Here is a 17850-nt window from a genome sequence, read left to right on the forward strand (position 1 = left end):
AGAAGAGAACGGAATAGCTTTTAATAGAAGATTACTATTTGGGTTTTCGTAAAGGTATTTGCCCTTATGTTTCACAAATGGCAGAATAGAGTGGTTATATCATAAAACCATACAGCATTATATTTATACTTAATAGCAAATGAAACGAGAGTGGGGAGGATATAATTGAAAAAAGCGAAAAGACTGGCAGCAGCAGCACTTATGATTGTCATTATTACCAGCTTGTCCGCTTGCAAGGGCTTCGAATCTTCTGGTGAAAAAATGCATGGCAAGCTGGAAAAGGTAGTAGAGCTAGAGAAAGAGTTTGAGGATCAGCAAGATCCGCTAGTAAAACTAGAAAAGAGTGAACAAGAGATTTACGCCAACATCATCTCGTTAGGGCTCGAAAAAATGGATGAAATAAAAAGTCTCTCAGATGAGGCACTTGCATCAGTAGCCAAACGGGAAGAATATATGAATAAAGAGGAAGAAAGCATCCAGAAATCAAAGGAAGCTTTTAAGAAGGTTAAACCAATTATTGAAGATATGGATGAAGATGAAAAAGACCTTAAAGCAAAAGCAGAGGAGTTATACAATGTCATGATAGACAGGTATGAAGTGCATGACCAATTATATGCAAATTACACTACCGGCTTAAAGTATGATAAAGAGCTGTATGAAATGTTTAAAGACAAAGATGTAAAAATAGATGCGCTTGAAGAGCAGATTAATAAAATTAATGAAGTATATCAAAAAGTGCTTGCCAATAATGAAGAGTTTAATAAATTGACGAAGCAATACAATGAACAGAAGCTCGATTTTTATAAAAAAGCGGGAGTCGAAATTAAAGTAGAAGAAACACAAAATAAATAGACTAAAGTAAGCGTCTTAAGAGATTGGATGCCAGATAGGTATTGGATGTATATTCATTTACTTATCTGGGCATTCATTACACTAGGGCGCTTTTTGTTTTACATAGGCGTTTTTTAGGATGTTTTCGACAAAATGGCGAGCTGGAAAAAAATGTTGATATTATAATACAGATTCGGATAGTGTTATTTTTATAGTACAGATATATAACAGCTGATAATACAGTTTAAATAAATTTTTTTTAGCAAAATAAAAAAATACACAAAAAACATAGTACTTTAAGATTGACGGATAATATTTATGTATATTAAACTTATACATGTATTAAAAAGTTGTATTAATATATTTTATTGTACTTATTGATACAGAACATACGGATACCGAATTATTTATAAAGACGTTTTTTCTAGCGGATTTTGTGGAAAACTGCATAAGTATGGTTTTTTTTAAGTTGAAAAACAATGTGGAGGATAAACTAGAAAGCGCTGTCTAACTAGGTTACCACATTTTCATTACCATGAAACAACGAAAAGAAAATGCGTTAGATTTTTTTTGATGCGTCTTTTTAAAAAGAAAGGAAAGGGTGGCTTAAATGGCTTCTAAAACGAAGAAGGCTCAATTAGATGTGCAAGCACAGCTTGAACAAGTAGAAAACCAATTTCAAACACTTCAGATTCTAAATGAAGAGGGCGAAGTGGTAAATGAATCTGCAATGCCTGATTTAAGTGATGAGCAATTACAAGAATTGATGACTCGCATGGTGTACACTCGTATTCTTGACCAACGCTCAATTTCTTTAAACAGACAAGGTCGTCTAGGTTTCTATGCACCGACTGCAGGTCAAGAAGCTTCTCAATTAGCTTCTCAATTTGCATTGGAGAAAGAAGATTTTATTCTTCCAGGATATCGTGATGTTCCTCAGTTAATCTGGCACGGACTTCCTTTATACCAAGCATTCTTATTCTCTCGTGGACATTTCAAAGGTAACCAAATGCCTGAAGGTGTTAACGTAATTTCACCGCAAATCATCATCGGTGCACAATACATCCAAACTGCTGGTGTAGCACTAGGTATGAAAAAACGCGGAGCGAAATCAGTAGCTATCACATACACAGGTGACGGCGGTGCTTCACAAGGTGACTTCTATGAAGGTATTAACTTTGCTGGTGCATTCAAAGCTCCTGCTATCTTTATCGTACAAAACAACCGTTTCGCAATCTCTACTCCAGTTGAAAAACAATCTGCTGCAAAAACGATTGCACAAAAAGCAGTTGCTGCTGGTATCCCAGGTATCCAAGTAGACGGAATGGATCCATTGGCTGTTTATGCAGCTGTTAAAGATGCTCGTGAAAGAGCTGTTAATGGTGAAGGTCCAACATTGATCGAAACACTTACTTATAGATATGGTCCACATACAATGGCTGGAGATGACCCAACTCGCTACCGTACATCAGATCTTGATAGCGAATGGGAAAAGAAAGATCCATTGGTTCGCTTCCGTAAATTCCTAGAAAACAAAGGAATCTGGAACGAAGAAAAAGAAAACGAAGTAATCGCTCGTGCTAAAGACGAAATTAAAGAAGCAATCAAACTTGCTGATGCTGAACCACAGCAAAAAGTAACTGACTTGATCAACAACATGTTTGAAGAGCTTCCAAATAACTTGAAAGAACAATATGAAATCTATGCAGCAAAGGAGTCGAAATAAGCCATGGCGCAAATGACAATGATTCAAGCAATCACTGATGCGTTACGCACAGAATTACGTAATGACCCGAACGTTTTAGTATTCGGTGAAGACGTAGGTGTTAACGGCGGTGTATTCCGTGCAACGGAAGGACTTCAAAAAGAATTCGGCGAAGATCGTGTATTCGATACTCCGCTAGCTGAATCCGGTATTGGTGGTTTGGCTGTAGGTCTTGGTCTTCAAGGCTTCCGTCCAGTTCCTGAAATCCAATTCTTCGGTTTCGTATATGAAGTAATGGACAGCATCAACGGTCAAATGGCTCGTATGCGTTACCGTTCAGGCGGACGCTACAATTCACCTGTTACTATCCGTTCTCCATTTGGCGGTGGTGTTCATACTCCTGAGCTTCACTCAGACAGCTTAGAAGCACTTGTAACAACTCAACCTGGTTTGAAAGTTGTTGTTCCATCAACACCTTACGATGCAAAAGGTCTATTGATTGCTGCGATCAGAGACAATGATCCAGTTGTTTTCCTTGAGCATTTGAAATTATACCGTTCATTCCGTGAAGAGGTACCTGAAGAAGCGTACACAATCGAAATCGGTAAAGCAGACGTTAAACGTGAAGGTAAAGACCTATCATTGATCGCTTACGGTGCAATGGTTCACGAATCACTTAAAGCTGCTGAAGAACTAGAAAAAGAAGGATACTCTGTAGAAGTTGTTGACTTGCGTACAATCAGCCCATTGGATGTTGATACAATCGTTGCTTCTGTTGAAAAAACAGGAAGAGCTGTTGTAGTTCAAGAGGCGCAAAGACAAGCAGGTATCGCTGCACATGTTATCGCAGAAATCAACGAGCGCGCTATCCTTAGCCTAGAAGCTCCAGTATTGCGTGTAGCTGCTCCTGATACTGTTTATGCATTTACACAAGCTGAGAACATTTGGCTTCCAAATTACAAAGATATCATTGAAACAGCTAAAAAAGTCCTTACTTTCTAATAAAGTAGTTATTAGTCAGGGATAATAAGAAGCAACGTAAATAATGGAAATGTAGGAGGTTGAATTACTTTGTCTTTTCAATTCAGATTACCGGATATCGGTGAAGGTATCCACGAAGGTGAAATCGTAAAATGGTTTGTTAAACCAGGCGATAAAGTTCAAGAAGACGACGTTTTGTGTGAAGTACAAAACGATAAAGCAGTAGTAGAAATTCCGTCTCCAGTTGACGGTACAGTAGAAGAAGTACTTGTAGAAGAAGGTACAGTTGCAGTTGTAGGTGATATCCTAATCACTTTCGATGCTCCTGGTTATGAAGACATTCAATTTAAGGGCGACCATGGACATGACGCTCCTAAAGAAGAAGCTAAAACAGAAGCTCAAGTACAAGGCACAGCAGAAGCTGGCGATACTGTAGCTAAAGAACCAGTCCAAACTCCTGCTGCTGCAGAAGAAGTGGATCCAAACAGACGCATTATCGCTATGCCATCTGTACGTAAATATGCTCGTGATAAAGGTGTGGAAATCCGCACAGTATCTGGTACTGGCAAAAACGGCCGTATTTCAAAAGAAGATATCGATGCATTCTTGAACGGTGGAGCTGCTGCACCTGCTGCAACAGAAGCTGCTGAAGCTACTCCAGCTGCAGAACAAGAAGCACCAAAACCACTTGCGATTCCAGAAGGCGACTTCCCAGAAACTCGCGAAAAAATGAGCGGTATCAGAAAAGCAATCGCTAAAGCGATGGTAAACTCTAAACATACAGCTCCACACGTAACACTTATGGATGAAGTAGAGGTTTCAAACCTTGTTGCTCACCGTAAGAAATACAAAGAAGTTGCTGCTGCTAAGGGCATTAAATTAACGTTCTTGCCATATGTTGTTAAAGCATTGACAAGTGCATTAAAAGAATTCCCAGCACTTAACACTTCTTTAGATGATGCTACAAGCGAAATCGTTCACAAGCACTACTACAACATCGGTATCGCTGCTGATACTGAAAAAGGACTTCTAGTTCCTGTTGTAAAAAATGCTGATCGTAAAGGAATTTTCAATATTTCTAACGAAATCAACGAACTTGCTGGTAAAGCTAGAGACGGTAAACTTGCTCCAGCTGAAATGAAAGGTGCTTCTTGCACAATTTCAAACATTGGATCTGCTGGCGGACAATGGTTCACTCCAGTTATTAACCACCCAGAAGTGGCTATCCTTGGAATCGGACGTATTGCAGAAAAAGCGATCGTTAAAGACGGCGAGATTGTTGCTGCACCAGTATTAGCTCTATCTCTAAGCTTCGATCACCGCATGATCGACGGAGCTACTGCTCAAAATGCAATGAATCACATCAAGCGTTTGCTAAACGATCCAGAACTATTGTTAATGGAGGCGTAAAAACATGGTAGTTGGAGATTTTCCTATTGAAACAGATACTATAGTCATTGGTGCTGGCCCTGGTGGGTATGTAGCTGCAATCCGTGCGGCGCAACTAGGACAAAAAGTAACAATCGTTGAGAAAAATGTATTGGGCGGAGTTTGCTTAAACGTAGGCTGTATCCCATCAAAAGCATTAATCACAGCAGGTCATCGTTTTGAGACTGCTAAGCATTCTGACGATATTGGGATTACTGCTGAAAATGTAAAAGTAGATTTCTCAAAAGTTCAAGAATGGAAAGCAAGTGTTGTTAACAAGCTTACTGGCGGTGTAGAAGGCCTTCTTAAAGGAAACAAAGTAGATATCGCTTATGGCGAAGCATACTTTGTTGATGCTAACACACTAAAAGTAATGGATGATAAGTCATCTCAAACTTACACTTTCAAAAATGCAATTATTGCAACTGGATCTCGTCCAATTGAAATTCCTGCATTCAAATACTCTAAACGTGTTCTAGATTCTACTGGTGCACTTTCTCTTAAAGAAATTCCAGAGAAAATCGTTGTTATCGGTGGAGGTTATGTAGGTACTGAGCTTGGTGGAGCATACGCTAGCTTCGGAACTAAAGTAACTATTCTAGAAGGTGCTGACGATATCCTTAACGGTTTCGAAAAGCAAATGTCTTCATTGGTAGTTCGCAACTTGAAGAAAAAAGGTGCGGAAATCATTACTAAAGCAATGGCTAAAGGTGTCGAAGAAACAGATACTGGCGTTACTGTAACATATGAAGCAAAAGGTCAAGAGCAAAAGATCGAAGCTGACTATGTATTCGTAATGGTTGGAAGAAAACCAAACACAGACGAACTAGGTCTTGAACAAGTAGGAATTGAACTTGCTGAACGCGGACTTATCAAAACTGATAAGCAATGCAGAACTACTGTAAGCAATATCTTTGCAATCGGTGATATCATTGAAGGACCACCACTTGCACATAAAGCTTCTTATGAAGGTAAAATTGCTGCAGAAGTTATCGGTGGTCACAATTCTGAAATCGATTATCTTGGAATTCCTGCTGTTGTGTTTGCTGAGCCAGAATTGGCTACAGTTGGACACACAGAAGCTTCTGCTAAAGAAGCTGGAATCGAAGTTACAGCTGCTAAATTCCCATTCGCTGCTAACGGCCGTGCACTTGCACTTAACCAAAGCGAAGGTTTCATGAAGCTTGTTACTCGTAAAGAGGATGGCCTAGTAATCGGTGCTCAAATCGCTGGTGCAAACGCATCTGATATGATCGCTGAACTTGGTCTAGCAATCGAAGCAGGTATGACTGCTGAAGACTTGGCAATGACTATCCATGCTCACCCAACATTGGGAGAGATTACTATGGAAGCTGCTGAAGTTGCAATTGGTAGCCCAATTCATATCATTAAGTAATAATAAAAAAACCTCTCTTTATAGAGAGGTTTTTTTTGTATTATTTAACAGTTTTCTATGCTTGGGTGCTGAGAATGGTTTGCAAGTTTGAGGGGACTATATAATGGAAGGAAAAATCGTTATTATACGGCATGAATTGTGAGGACATGCATAAATATAGTGTATCATACTTACATTTCATAATGGACGAACTTAAGCGGAATGGAGAGTGGGGTGTTTTCCTTGAAGGTTTATACGACAATTCTACTGCAACTTATGTTATGGAGCGGTTACTCTATCATTGAATGGCTGTCAGAACATGACCTTTTCATTTATAAAGTGGTGATGTTTGGCGTGTTTTTATACTTGGCTGTTATACTAGGGAATTACGTAAATAGGTCGCAAAGGAAAACCATGCTGGCTACTGCCATAAGTCTTTCTATTTATGGCTCCTTTCAGATGATTATGAGTATCATAGCAGTCGTTTAAGAGTGAATAAGGGTTCCTATTAATGTTTAGCATAACTTCTTGCCTTCCAGTCATTGTGGGCGTCTCACACAACATTATATACAAATAAAAAAAGCCTTCTATAATAGAAGTCTTTTTTCATATAGTAGATCTTTAAAAATTAAAGTTCATCTTTTTTATCTTTTTTTCTGCCGTTTTTATTAATTGCTTTTGTGCTGAAGCTTGCAACTACTGTGTATACACTGAAAATTAATAAGAAATAACAGATGAATGTAAACACAAGTGGAAATGGTTGAAGCTTTGTTTCCGTTTCTAAAGGTGATTGGAAAGTGAATTCAGCAGGGTAGGCATTTTCCTCTTCGGGTAATTGTACCTTTTGTTCAGCAAAGGGGATAGGTCCGCCAAAAACCAATGTTTCTTTCTGTTCTAACGGTTTTTTCTCTAAGTAGTTATGAAAGATGAACGGGGAACTTAAGCTGACGATAAGACTGATAATTGCAACTATAATAACTCTCTTCAATGAATAATTCTCCTATCTTTATCTATCTTTTCCCGCAAATAAATATATACGGATGCAGGTAGTTGCATCCGTATATGATTATGCAAATTTAAATTTAGCGGATAGCTTTATGTTCTTTAATAACGCGCAGTTTTTTGAAATCATAATCCTCAGGACCTTGCACAGGTAGTCCTGCTTCCATATTCCTGCGAATGTATTCCAGATTGTCCTCTGTAATAATTTCTCCAGGAATGAAAATAGGAATTCCCGGTGGATAGACCATGATGAATTCAGCAATAACTCTTCCAACAGAGTCATTAAAATCAACAAGCTCTGTTTCCGAATAGAACGCATCACGAGGAGTGACGGCAAGCAACGGTATATTAGGAAGCATTACTTTTGCTTCTACCTTGCCTGCTTTACTATGACATTCTTTGGACAGTTCATTTAATGCATGAAGGAGCATGTCTGCTTCTTTTTTTGTATCTCCTGGTGTAATAATACAAAGGATATTATATAAATCAGACATCTCTACTTCAATATTATAATGCTTACGCAGCCATTCTTCCACATCATGGCCTGTTAAGCCTAAATCCTTCACAGAAATAACTAGTTTAGTCGGATCAAAGTCGAAGGCCATAGATGAACCAACGATATCTTCACCTAAGCAATAAAGATGTTCGATTTCATTCACTCGTCTGCGAATGTTTTGGGCAAGCTCAATCGTATTATCAAGAAGTTTTTTTCCTTCTGTTGCTAAACGTTTTCTTGCTACATCTAATGATGCGAGCAATAAGTATGATGTGCTCGTTGTAGTCAGCATGCTCATAATCGCTTGGACGCGTTTATAATTAACAAGATTGCCCCTCATATTCAAAATGGAGCTTTGCGTCATCGAACCACCTAGCTTATGAACGCTGGTTGCTGCAATATCTGCGCCTGCCTGCATTGCTGACATTGGCAGCTCGTCATGGAAGTGTATATGCACACCATGAGCCTCATCGACGAGGACTGGTATATTATAAGAATGGGCTAAATCCACAATTTTTTTTAAGTCTGCAGCTATGCCAAAGTAAGTAGGATTTATTACTAATAAACCTTTTGCATCTGGATGTAAATCTAGGGCATGCTGAACAGCTTCCACTGTTATACCATGCGAAATGCCAAGCTCTTTATCCACTTCTGGGTGGATGAATATTGGAATAGCACCAGCAAAAACAATGGCAGACATAATAGATTTATGAACATTTCTTGGTACGATTATCTTATCTCCTGGACCACAAACGCTCATAATCATGGTCATAATGGCGCCGCTGGTTCCTTGTACCGAGAAAAAGGTATAATCAGCACCAAATGCTTCCGCTGCCAATTTTTGCGCTTGTTTAATAATTCCTTTCGGTTGATGAAGATCATCAAGTGGACCAATGTTTATTAAATCGATGGAGAGGGCATTTTCTCCAATAAACTCTCTAAACTCTGGGTCCATTCCATTTCCCTTCTTATGTCCAGGAATATGAAATTGAACAGGATTTTTTTTTGCATGTTCCAATAAACCGTGGTATAACGGTGTTTCGTATTGTGACAATTTATTACCACACCTCTTTAAGTTAGTATTTTGTTTGCCGTTTTCATAACGGATTTTGATCCTCCTAAAAATAGAAGTTTTCCACTGTTTGTAAAAACAAATGGATATTGGGTTTTACCCTTAAAAACTTATTAAATTCATAAAACAAAAGAATTATAGCACTTTTTATTTTTTTTGCATACAATTAGTTTTTACTATAAAGGAAAGAATTATTGTAACGAATTTATAAAATATATATTTGCCTTGTAATAACAGCCTAATTTCCGCAGTGAATTAAAGCTGGAAAGCATGTAGAAGTGTTTTAAACTGCGGCAGAATGCGTATAGTAGGAAGGTGTTTTACAATTTGTTTTTATTCCACTAAAATAAAGAGAACTAAAAATTTTAAAAAACAAAAGAGGTACTTATATGGAATATCAATACCCGATAGATATTGATTGGTCAACAGAGGAAATAGTTGAGGTAGTAAAGTTTTTTGAATGCATCGAAGCAGCATATGAGAAGGGGATTGAAAAGGAAGCACTTATGGAACAGTATAAGTTGTTCAAAAAAATTGTCCCTGGTAAAGCACAAGAAAAAAATGTATGTGATGAATTTGAAGAAGTCAGCGGCTATTCTACGTATCGCACTATAAAGAAGGCGAAGGAAGCGGAAGCTGGAACTAAAATAAAAATGCCTTAATAGAAAAGAGGAAGAAAACATATTGTTTTCTTCCTCTTTTTTTAGATGGATAGTTTATAAAATGGCAGCAACGTTTCATATGTGTTGTCCACTAATTCAGCAAACTTTGCTCCGTCTTGTAAGATTGGATCATTTGCATCGAAATGTCTGCCAACAAGGAATTCTGCTTTTTTGACATCTCTGAATCTTTCCAATGCCTTTTGTAAGTCAATTTCAGCTATTGGGAAAGACTCCTTTTTCATATGATCCATTGATACTACAAAATCTCCAGGGATTTCTGTAGAGAATCGCTCCATATTCTCTAAAAATACATTTGCGATGCTGCTTTTGTTTGGAAGCTCGTAAATATAGGCAAGCCATATAAATACATGATCATCAAATAATCCAAGCTGGAAATGCGGATGCTGCTTATAGCCTCGTTTGTTCCCTGCAATTGCCATCCATGTATCCTTCGGAGGATTTACGGTGCGGCGTGCATGCTTCGCAATATGCAAATGCATTTCGATTCCTAGCTTGCTTGAAAGGCTGTCAGTCAGCTCTTGACCAATCTCCTTAAATTTCGGCTGTATGCGAGTTTGGATTGCTTCCATTCTTTCCTCTAAACCATCTATTGTAAATGTTTCGAAATCGTTTTTGTTAAAACCAGCAAATTTCATAATTTCTAGAAACTCCTTTACTCGTTTATATCTTAGCTTTTTGGGTAAACAGATTGTAAGAAGGAAAGCAAGTTAGTTAGAGAGCGTGTGATCATTTCTCTAAAACTTTTCTTAAATTAACTATCTGCTTACAGTAATTCCTAATTCTGTACCGCTATTCTGTATTTTAGCATACATATTGCTGACAAGAGAAATGATTAGGACTAAAGGTTAGGTAATAGCACATATTTGTACCACTGATAAGGAAAGCGACATATTATATAAGAAATAAAAGAAGCAATCCACTAAAGTCTATGGAAGGGGTGTACTGTCCGTGAAACAATTAATGAATTCATCAAAAAGAAATAGACTAGAAAATGAGAAGAAAGCTGTTTTGCGATTAGAAATGGATTATGAGCTTGCTACATTATTTGATGCAATTAAGGAAAACAATGAAATGCAGAAAAAAGCTAGCAAACAGAAGCTTGAAAAGATTCGACAGGAACTTCTGAGACTTAAGGCATTATAGGTAGCGGTTTAAAAATCATAAATAAAACCCTTCTCCCGGTTTTATTTATGATTTTTTCCGTTGTTGTCATTTTGTTGGAATTTATTTCTTCATGCATGATAAAATAACGATAAGCAAAAATATAAGAATAGCATACGGAATAGGGCAGCCTGAAAAAATTATTTCAGTACGAGAAGGATGAGAATATGACAAATTGGCAAGAGGTCGATACATATGCGAAACTTTGGATTAAAGAAGCGGGGGATAGGATAAAAAAATCCTTCACCAAAGAATTAGTAGTAGAAACAAAATCTAACAAAAATGACTTAGTTACAGAAATAGACAAAGGGACAGAGCAATTCCTAATAAGTAAAATAAAAGAGGTATACCCGGAACATCATATTCTAGGCGAAGAGGGCATGTCATCAGGAGTTAATGACCTGAAAGGGGTTGTCTGGATTATTGACCCGATTGATGGAACGATGAATTTCGTCCATATGCAACGGGACTTTGCCATATCAATCGGAATATACGAAGATGGAGTCGGCCAAATCGGACTTATTTATGATGTAGTCGCTGATGAACTTTATCATGTGAGAAAAGGGAACGGCGTATATATGAACAAAACGAAATTGAAGCCGTTAAAGCCTACTAAAGTGGAAGAAGCTATCATCGGCTTGAATGCAACATGGGTAACGGAGAATAAAAGGATTGATCCTAAATATCTTGCTCCGCTTACGAAGGATGCAAGAGGCACCCGCTCGTTTGGTTCAGCTTGTCTGGAGCTTGCCTATATCGCAGCAGGACGAATGGATGCCTATATAACGTTAAGGCTGTCTCCGTGGGATTATGCTGCAGGCAAGATAATGGTCGAGGAGCTCGGCGGTAAAGTAACCAGTCTCAAAAATGAAGAACTTGATATGCTGACGCAAAATTCATTCTTTGCCTCAAAACCAGATCTTCATGAAGAGATATTGCAAAACTATTTAAATAATGGAAAATGGTGAGACAGCAAATAATTGCTGTCTTTTTTAAATGTAAATAATGTTTCCGTTTACATTTATTTTTTTTACTGTTTTTTTTGTTTTAAGAGAAAAACCCTTTAGGTTATTCTCATTTTCTATGGTATAATGACTCAGTTATAATGTGTAAACTAATGATAAACGAGATAGACATTTCAGGTAGGAGTGAAATTTTTGAAGATTAGAGAAGATATTCGTAATATCGCTATTATTGCCCACGTTGACCATGGGAAAACAACGCTAGTTGACCAGCTGTTAAAACAATCTGGTACATTCCGTACGAATGAACATGTAGATGAGCGTGCAATGGATTCAAATGATTTAGAAAGAGAACGCGGTATTACAATCCTTGCAAAAAATACTGCAATTCAATATAAAGATACAAGAATCAACATCTTGGATACTCCAGGACATGCTGACTTCGGTGGAGAAGTAGAACGTATCATGAAAATGGTTGATGGTGTGCTTCTTGTTGTCGATGCATATGAAGGCTGTATGCCACAAACACGTTTCGTTCTTAAAAAGGCGCTTGAGCAAAACTTAACGCCAATCGTCGTAGTTAACAAAATTGACCGTGATTTCGCACGTCCAACAGAAGTTATCGACGAAGTACTTGATTTGTTCATTGAACTTGATGCATCTGAAGAGCAGCTTGAATTCCCAGTTATATATGCTTCTGCAATTAACGGAACTGCAAGCACAAACCCAGAGCAGCAAGATGAAAACATGCAATCATTATATGATGCAGTTGTTGAGCATATTCCAGCTCCAGTTGATAATAGAGATGAGCCGCTTCAATTCCAAGTATCTCTTCTTGACTACAATGACTATGTAGGACGTATCGGAATTGGCCGCGTATTCCGCGGAACAATGAAAGTAGGTCAGCAAGTTGCTTTAATGAAGCTTGATGGAACGGTAAAACAATTCCGTGTAACAAAAATCTTTGGTTTCTTCGGTCTGAAAAGACAAGAGGTAGAAGAAGCTTATGCTGGAGACTTGATTGCAGTTTCTGGAATGGAAGACATCAACGTAGGAGAAACAGTATGTCCTGTTGAGCATCAAGAAGCATTGCCTGTATTGCGCATTGATGAGCCGACATTGCAAATGACATTCCTAGTGAATAACAGCCCATTTGCAGGTAGAGAAGGTAAATACCTGACTTCAAGAAAAATTGAAGAAAGACTTCGTGCACAATTAGAAACAGATGTAAGCTTGCGTGTAGAAAACACAGATTCTCCTGATGCATGGACAGTATCTGGACGCGGTGAATTGCATTTGTCTATCTTGATTGAGAACATGCGCCGTGAAGGTTATGAACTACAAGTTTCTAAGCCAGAAGTTATCGTTCGTACTATCGATGGAGTTCGTTGTGAGCCAATCGAGCGCGTACAAATCGATGTGCCAGAAGAGCATACTGGAAGCGTTATGGAGTCTATCGGTGCCCGCAAAGGTGAAATGCTAGATATGATCAACAATGGTAACGGCCAAGTTCGTTTGATCTTCAACGTACCTGCACGCGGACTAATCGGATATACTACTGAGTTCTTAACACTAACTCGCGGTTACGGAATCATCAACCACACATTTGACAGCTACCAGCCAATGGCTTCAGGTCAAGTAGGCGGAAGACGTCAAGGTGTGCTTGTCAGCATGGAATCTGGTAAAGCATCTACTTACGGTATCATGCAAGTAGAAGACCGCGGTATCATTTTCGTAGAAGCTGGTACAGAAATCTATGAAGGAATGATCGTCGGAGAACACACTCGTGAAAATGACATCACTGTTAATATCACGAAAGTAAAACAAGCGACAAACATCCGCTCAGCAAACAAAGACCAAACAGCTACAATGAAAAAACCAAGAATCATGACTTTGGAAGAATCTTTAGAATACTTGAATGACGATGAGTATTGTGAAGTAACGCCTGAATCTATCCGTCTTCGTAAGAAGATCCTTGATAAATCAGAGCGTGAACGTGTAGCGAAAAAGAAAAAGCTTGCTGATCAATAATAATTAAAAAGGCTGTTCCTTTAGGGAACAGCTTTTTTTGTGTTTGATTTTTGAGTTCTGTTGAGATAGGTACTAGCGCTTTTATAGGGGCGTGTGATTGTTTGGGGAGGAGGTCATAGGTAAATAAAGCCAAGGAGGTGAAAACCGCACCTCCTTGGCTTATTCGTCTTATGCTAGTCGCCGATAAGCAGGCGCTCTCCGCTTTTCGTAATGTCTAGCTCCAGGCGGCAGCTGCTCGATGAACTTCCCTCTCCTCCCTACGATAAGTCAACATCGCTTCACTATCGTTCAGCGTGTTTCCTTTATCTCAGTCGAAGAGCTCCAGTTCATCAGCAGCTAAACGCCGCCTTCCGCTTTTCGGTTGTCCAACTCCGAGCGCCATCGGCTCGAGGTCATAAGCCAAGCTGTCAAAGGGAGGTAAAGAACACCTCCCATTGCCACCTTGTCTTATGCTAGTCGCCGATAAGCAGGCGCTCTGCGCTTTTCTTTTACCATTCTTCTTCTTTTATTTTGCTTCTGTAGAGTACGAATTTTCCGGAGTCGATTCGTTTTTGTGTGTTTTCGGTTATTCTTGTTTCGCATTCTTTGCACATATATGTGTGAATGGGTCTGTTTCTTAGTCTTTTTGCTTGAAAGGAGTTTTCTTCAATATCTTCGATTTTGTCGCATATTACACATTTCACTCTCAATACGTGCACCTCTAATCAATCTTTGTTATTTATTTGATTATAGGTTTATTATAATAAAAAATGCTGTGGAAATCGAATGTTAGTCTTTCAAGTGATTGTTTGATTGTTCGTCTTGGTCTTTTTTGAGCTGATTCTTTTCGTTTTCGTTCAGTTTATTGTCAGGTGTTTTCAGATTGCTGCCTGGGTCGTTATTCAGGATATCTGCTGGTAATTCTGGGATAATTCTGCCGGTAATGTCGGCGAGTTCATTGAATATGCCTTGTACTGGTTCACCGTCCTGGATGTCTTCGGCAATTTCTGCTAGGCGCGCATTGATATCAGGATCTGCGACAATCATCGCATTTGCGCCATTTGGGTCGTTTTTAAGGCTTTCTGCTACAGCATACTTAATGGAGCCAACCTCTGATCGGTCTAAGTTAGAATTTATATCAATTCCGACAATAGCATATCTTCCTATTACTACGGCTGTGGCATCATTCACATTAGGAATGCTTGTTGCTAAATTTACAAGACGCTCGGAAATTTCTTGGCCGGATTTTCGATTTACATCATCTATCGTTGAGTTTTTAACGTCCGCTAGATCGTTGTCTGTTTGTGCATCACGATTACCGTTAGCGGCACAGCCAGCAAGCAATAGTACAAGACAAGTACATAAAATGCTTTTTTTCATGCAGGATTTCCTCCTTTTATGATGATTCCTCTAAAATTTTTTTACACTTCTAATGTTTATTGTGCAAAATATCTTCTATCTTTATTCGATAAAACATATATTTTATCAAGGTTCTTTCCGATATCGGAGAGTAGGGCAACTCATGACGTTTTAGAGCAGGAGGCATCAGTTTGAGTAAAATTTATGTTTTAGATACAAATGTCTTGTTACAGGATCCTTATTCCATTTTTTCTTTTGAAGAAAATGATGTAGTCATTCCAGCAGTAGTTTTAGAAGAGGTAGACAGCAAAAAAAGGTATATGGATGAAATAGGGAGGAATGCAAGACAAATATCCAGACTAATTGACAATCTAAGAGAATCAGGAAAGCTGCATGAAAGAATACCACTCGAAAATGGCGGCACATTACGAATCGAATTGAACCATCGCTCTTTTCACCAGCTGCAGGAAATTTTTGTGGAGAAAACAAACGATAACCGCATTCTGGCAGTTGCAAAAAACTTGTCTTTAGAGGAAGAGAAAAAAGAGGATGGACGAACTGTCATACTGGTTAGTAAGGATACGCTCGTCCGAGTGAAGGCAGATGCAATCGGCCTTGAATCAGAGGATTTTCTGAGCGACCGGGTGGTGGAAAACGATCATCTTTATACTGGTTTTACGGATGTACAAGTAACCTTAGATATATTAAATAAGTTTTATGAAAAAGGGCAGCTGCTTATTTCTGAATTGGGAGCTGGCTATAATACAGGAGCTTTTTATCCAAATCAATTTATCCTCCTGAAGGATGTACTTGGTTCGTCCTCATCAGCGTTAGCAGTGGTGGATGCAACTCGTAAGTATGTGAAGAAGCTCATTTTTGATCATGAACATATATGGGGAATTCGTCCGAGAAATGTTCAGCAGACGATGGCGATTGAACTGCTGCTGAAAAGAGACTTGCCGCTTGTCACATTGATTGGCAAGGCTGGAACAGGTAAAACTTTGCTTGCATTAGCATCAGGTCTGATGCAGACAGAGGATTATGGAGATTATAAAAAACTGCTTGTTGCAAGACCGATTGTACCAATGGGGAAGGACTTAGGTTTTCTTCCTGGAGAAAAGGAAGAGAAGCTGAGACCTTGGATGCAGCCTATCTTTGATAATCTGGAGTATCTTTTCAATACAAAAAAACCAGGAGAGCTGGAAGCAATACTAGCTGGAATGGGGTCTATTGAAGTAGAGGCGTTAACCTATATAAGGGGAAGAAGCATACCAGATCAGTTCATCATCATTGATGAAGCGCAAAACTTAACAAAGCATGAAGTGAAAACGATTCTGACACGAGTGGGAGAAGGCAGTAAAATAGTACTCATGGGAGATCCGGAGCAAATTGACCATCCGTATCTTGATGCTTTCAATAATGGTTTGACATATGTAGTCGAAAGGTTTAAAGACCAGCAGATTGCAGGGCATGTCAAGCTTGTCAAAGGAGAGCGGTCTGGTTTAGCCCAATTGGCTGCAGACCTGCTGTAATAAAGTATGTGCATCTATTTCAGGCTGTTGTGACAGTATATCCTTCTGAAAGTGTGTCTGATAAAAACGCATCTCGATTGACAGCTTGAGATCACATTTAGAAAGATAAGCGGTTTCAAACAGCCTGGCATAGTTGGATTTAAAGTACTTTAGTTAGTAACCATAAAAAGGGCAAGCTGATATAACTAAAAAGCAATGTTTAAGTAAGTTCAAATCCTGTGATGGACGTTAACGGCGTTTGGTCTATTCCTTTGTTTTTAAAAAATAAATGAATAGGTCCGCTGTCCGTTAGCGGCTTTCCGTTTTTGCAGAAAAGCAGCACCATCTCATCTACAACGCTTAGTGGGTAAGTAAGCTCCTTTTCTGCAGATTGGATCACAATTTGCTCTGCTTCTTTTAATGGCTCGGCATTTTTTATAAAAGGAGCAAGCGGCATGTAAAATGTACCTGTTATTATCTCTTGTTTTTTAAATTTTTTTCCTGCAGCTTTTTCAGGCAAATGTGCACCTTCAAGCAATTCCCGGTCCCAGTGCTTCGAAACCTCTTTCGTATATGCTTCCAAATCAGACTCAGATTGCGTCAAAGCAAATATTTCCTCACTTGTTTTTTTTCGGTCATCAAAAATCCAAACACTTGGATCGATAGTAATTGGAAATGCAACTAATCCCTTTACTTGCATGATTTGGTTCATATTTTTATCTCTCCTGTCTGTATGACTGCAATTAGTATGTATGTTTTTAGTATATCTTTTCTATGTTTCTTTGTCAGTTTTTAACTTTCGGCAGATAAGGAGAATTCTAGATTAGCTTTCCTGTAAATAACTTTCTTGTGATAGTTCTTGCAATTTTCCTATGTTGAGTTTAAACTTTATAGATAGGATAATCGCTCGGAAACGGGGGGATAGGGTTGACTTCTGATATGATCATAAACCATAAAGAGAAAGCAAATGCACTGTTAAAAGCAGATGCTGACAAAATACTAAAGCTTATAAAAGTTCAAATGGATAACTTAACAATGCCGCAATGTCCTTTATATGAAGAAGTTCTGGATACACAAATGTTTGGATTATCCAAGGAGATAGATTTTGCTATTCGGTTAGGGTTAGTGGAAGAAAGCGTCGGCAAGAAGATACTAGACGAATTAGAAAAAGAACTCTCAGTATTACATGAAGCGTCTATAAGAAAATAATAAGCGAACTCAAACAAACGAACTTATTGTTTGAGTTTTTTTATTGTTGAAATCCATGTGATATT

General features: G+C 38.5%; 18 protein-coding genes. 12 read left to right on the forward strand and 6 right to left on the reverse strand.

The window, feature by feature from the left end:
- Nucleotides 1-165: 165 nt before the first annotated feature.
- The 6 genes from ACLIJJ_RS08075 to ACLIJJ_RS08100 all read left to right on the forward strand — a co-directional run bounded on the left by ACLIJJ_RS08075 (nucleotide 166) and on the right by ACLIJJ_RS08100 (nucleotide 6809).
- Nucleotides 166-852 carry a YkyA family protein gene (locus tag ACLIJJ_RS08075; RefSeq protein WP_237941157.1) on the forward strand — a complete coding sequence of 229 codons (687 nt, stop codon included), beginning with the start codon at nucleotides 166-168 and terminating at the stop codon, nucleotides 850-852.
- A 589-nt stretch (nucleotides 853-1441) separates the two neighbouring features.
- Nucleotides 1442-2557, forward strand: a complete 1116-nt coding sequence (gene pdhA, locus ACLIJJ_RS08080; RefSeq protein ID WP_233314593.1) for a pyruvate dehydrogenase (acetyl-transferring) E1 component subunit alpha — start codon at nucleotides 1442-1444, stop codon at nucleotides 2555-2557.
- A 3-nt stretch (nucleotides 2558-2560) separates the two neighbouring features.
- Nucleotides 2561-3538, forward strand: a complete 978-nt coding sequence (locus ACLIJJ_RS08085) for an alpha-ketoacid dehydrogenase subunit beta (protein ID WP_233314591.1) — start codon at nucleotides 2561-2563, stop codon at nucleotides 3536-3538.
- 69 nt (nucleotides 3539-3607) lie between these two features.
- Complete coding sequence (locus tag ACLIJJ_RS08090) at nucleotides 3608-4927, forward strand: dihydrolipoamide acetyltransferase family protein (RefSeq protein ID WP_233314590.1); 1320 nt, start codon at nucleotides 3608-3610, stop codon at nucleotides 4925-4927.
- A 4-nt stretch (nucleotides 4928-4931) separates the two neighbouring features.
- A complete protein-coding gene (gene lpdA / locus ACLIJJ_RS08095; RefSeq protein ID WP_233314589.1) occupies nucleotides 4932-6341 on the forward strand; it encodes a dihydrolipoyl dehydrogenase in 1410 nt (469 codons plus the stop codon).
- 213 nt (nucleotides 6342-6554) lie between these two features.
- Nucleotides 6555-6809, forward strand: coding sequence for a hypothetical protein (locus ACLIJJ_RS08100; RefSeq protein WP_311315869.1), 255 nt, complete (start codon nucleotides 6555-6557; stop codon nucleotides 6807-6809).
- Between the two features lie 139 nt (nucleotides 6810-6948).
- Here ACLIJJ_RS08100 and ACLIJJ_RS08105 read toward each other — a convergent pair whose 3' ends face one another.
- Nucleotides 6949-7308, reverse strand: a complete 360-nt coding sequence (locus ACLIJJ_RS08105; RefSeq protein WP_233314571.1) for a hypothetical protein — start codon at nucleotides 7306-7308, stop codon at nucleotides 6949-6951.
- Nucleotides 7309-7402: 94 nt separating this feature from the next.
- Nucleotides 7403-8872, reverse strand: coding sequence for an aminotransferase class I/II-fold pyridoxal phosphate-dependent enzyme (locus ACLIJJ_RS08110; protein WP_233314568.1), 1470 nt, complete (start codon nucleotides 8870-8872; stop codon nucleotides 7403-7405).
- A 407-nt stretch (nucleotides 8873-9279) separates the two neighbouring features.
- Here ACLIJJ_RS08110 and ACLIJJ_RS08115 point away from each other — a divergent pair, with 407 nt between their 5' ends.
- Nucleotides 9280-9552, forward strand: coding sequence for a UPF0223 family protein (locus ACLIJJ_RS08115; protein WP_233314565.1), 273 nt, complete (start codon nucleotides 9280-9282; stop codon nucleotides 9550-9552).
- Nucleotides 9553-9593: 41 nt separating this feature from the next.
- On the opposite strand, the gene ACLIJJ_RS08120 is transcribed toward ACLIJJ_RS08115, so the two are convergent.
- Complete coding sequence (locus ACLIJJ_RS08120; protein WP_233314564.1) at nucleotides 9594-10208, reverse strand: YktB family protein; 615 nt, start codon at nucleotides 10206-10208, stop codon at nucleotides 9594-9596.
- Nucleotides 10209-10521: 313 nt separating this feature from the next.
- Here ACLIJJ_RS08120 and ACLIJJ_RS08125 point away from each other — a divergent pair, with 313 nt between their 5' ends.
- The 3 genes from ACLIJJ_RS08125 (at nucleotide 10522) to typA (ending at nucleotide 13727) form a co-directional block, all read left to right on the forward strand.
- Complete coding sequence (locus tag ACLIJJ_RS08125; protein ID WP_233314562.1) at nucleotides 10522-10716, forward strand: hypothetical protein; 195 nt, start codon at nucleotides 10522-10524, stop codon at nucleotides 10714-10716.
- A gap of 185 nt (nucleotides 10717-10901) precedes the next feature.
- Nucleotides 10902-11702, forward strand: a complete 801-nt coding sequence (locus tag ACLIJJ_RS08130) for an inositol monophosphatase family protein (RefSeq protein ID WP_233314560.1) — start codon at nucleotides 10902-10904, stop codon at nucleotides 11700-11702.
- Nucleotides 11703-11891: 189 nt separating this feature from the next.
- Nucleotides 11892-13727, forward strand: coding sequence for a translational GTPase TypA (gene typA / locus ACLIJJ_RS08135; protein WP_233314557.1), 1836 nt, complete (start codon nucleotides 11892-11894; stop codon nucleotides 13725-13727).
- Between the two features lie 488 nt (nucleotides 13728-14215).
- Here the strand turns inward: typA and ACLIJJ_RS08140 are convergent, their stop codons facing one another.
- Together ACLIJJ_RS08140 and ACLIJJ_RS08145 are read right to left on the reverse strand one after the other, a co-directional pair.
- Nucleotides 14216-14416, reverse strand: coding sequence for a YlaI family protein (locus tag ACLIJJ_RS08140; RefSeq protein ID WP_233314545.1), 201 nt, complete (start codon nucleotides 14414-14416; stop codon nucleotides 14216-14218).
- Between the two features lie 79 nt (nucleotides 14417-14495).
- Nucleotides 14496-15086 carry a YhcN/YlaJ family sporulation lipoprotein gene (locus ACLIJJ_RS08145; protein ID WP_233314542.1) on the reverse strand — a complete coding sequence of 197 codons (591 nt, stop codon included), beginning with the start codon at nucleotides 15084-15086 and terminating at the stop codon, nucleotides 14496-14498.
- Nucleotides 15087-15256: 170 nt separating this feature from the next.
- Here ACLIJJ_RS08145 and ACLIJJ_RS08150 point away from each other — a divergent pair, with 170 nt between their 5' ends.
- On the forward strand, nucleotides 15257-16597 hold the full coding sequence (locus ACLIJJ_RS08150) for a PhoH family protein (protein ID WP_233314536.1): 1341 nt from the start codon (nucleotides 15257-15259) through the stop codon (nucleotides 16595-16597).
- A 199-nt stretch (nucleotides 16598-16796) separates the two neighbouring features.
- Here ACLIJJ_RS08150 and ACLIJJ_RS08155 read toward each other — a convergent pair whose 3' ends face one another.
- The gene (locus ACLIJJ_RS08155) at nucleotides 16797-17288 is read right to left on the reverse strand and encodes a peptidyl-prolyl cis-trans isomerase (protein ID WP_233314535.1); all 492 of its coding nucleotides are present in this window, start codon (nucleotides 17286-17288) and stop codon (nucleotides 16797-16799) included.
- 215 nt (nucleotides 17289-17503) lie between these two features.
- Here ACLIJJ_RS08155 and ACLIJJ_RS08160 point away from each other — a divergent pair, with 215 nt between their 5' ends.
- Nucleotides 17504-17785, forward strand: coding sequence for an Fpa/YlaN family protein (locus tag ACLIJJ_RS08160; RefSeq protein WP_233314534.1), 282 nt, complete (start codon nucleotides 17504-17506; stop codon nucleotides 17783-17785).
- Nucleotides 17786-17850: the final 65 nt, after the last annotated feature.

This window comes from Niallia laureatilytica (assembly GCF_046613985.1).
Lineage (GTDB): Bacteria > Bacillota > Bacilli > Bacillales > Cytobacillaceae > Niallia.

Excerpts from the sequence above, each read along its gene's own strand:
- ACLIJJ_RS08115 (WP_233314565.1), top strand. The coding sequence starts at position 9,280 with ATGGAATATCAATACCCGATAGATATTGATTGGTCAACAGAGGAAATA.
- ACLIJJ_RS08155 (WP_233314535.1), bottom strand. The coding sequence starts at position 17,288 with ATGAACCAAATCATGCAAGTAAAGGGATTAGTTGCATTTCCAATTACT.
- lpdA (WP_233314589.1), top strand. The coding sequence starts at position 4,932 with ATGGTAGTTGGAGATTTTCCTATTGAAACAGATACTATAGTCATTGGT.
- ACLIJJ_RS08130 (WP_233314560.1), top strand. The coding sequence starts at position 10,902 with ATGACAAATTGGCAAGAGGTCGATACATATGCGAAACTTTGGATTAAA.
- ACLIJJ_RS08120 (WP_233314564.1), bottom strand. The coding sequence starts at position 10,208 with ATGAAATTTGCTGGTTTTAACAAAAACGATTTCGAAACATTTACAATA.
- ACLIJJ_RS08085 (WP_233314591.1), top strand. The coding sequence starts at position 2,561 with ATGGCGCAAATGACAATGATTCAAGCAATCACTGATGCGTTACGCACA.
- ACLIJJ_RS08145 (WP_233314542.1), bottom strand. The coding sequence starts at position 15,086 with ATGAAAAAAAGCATTTTATGTACTTGTCTTGTACTATTGCTTGCTGGC.
- pdhA (WP_233314593.1), top strand. The coding sequence starts at position 1,442 with ATGGCTTCTAAAACGAAGAAGGCTCAATTAGATGTGCAAGCACAGCTT.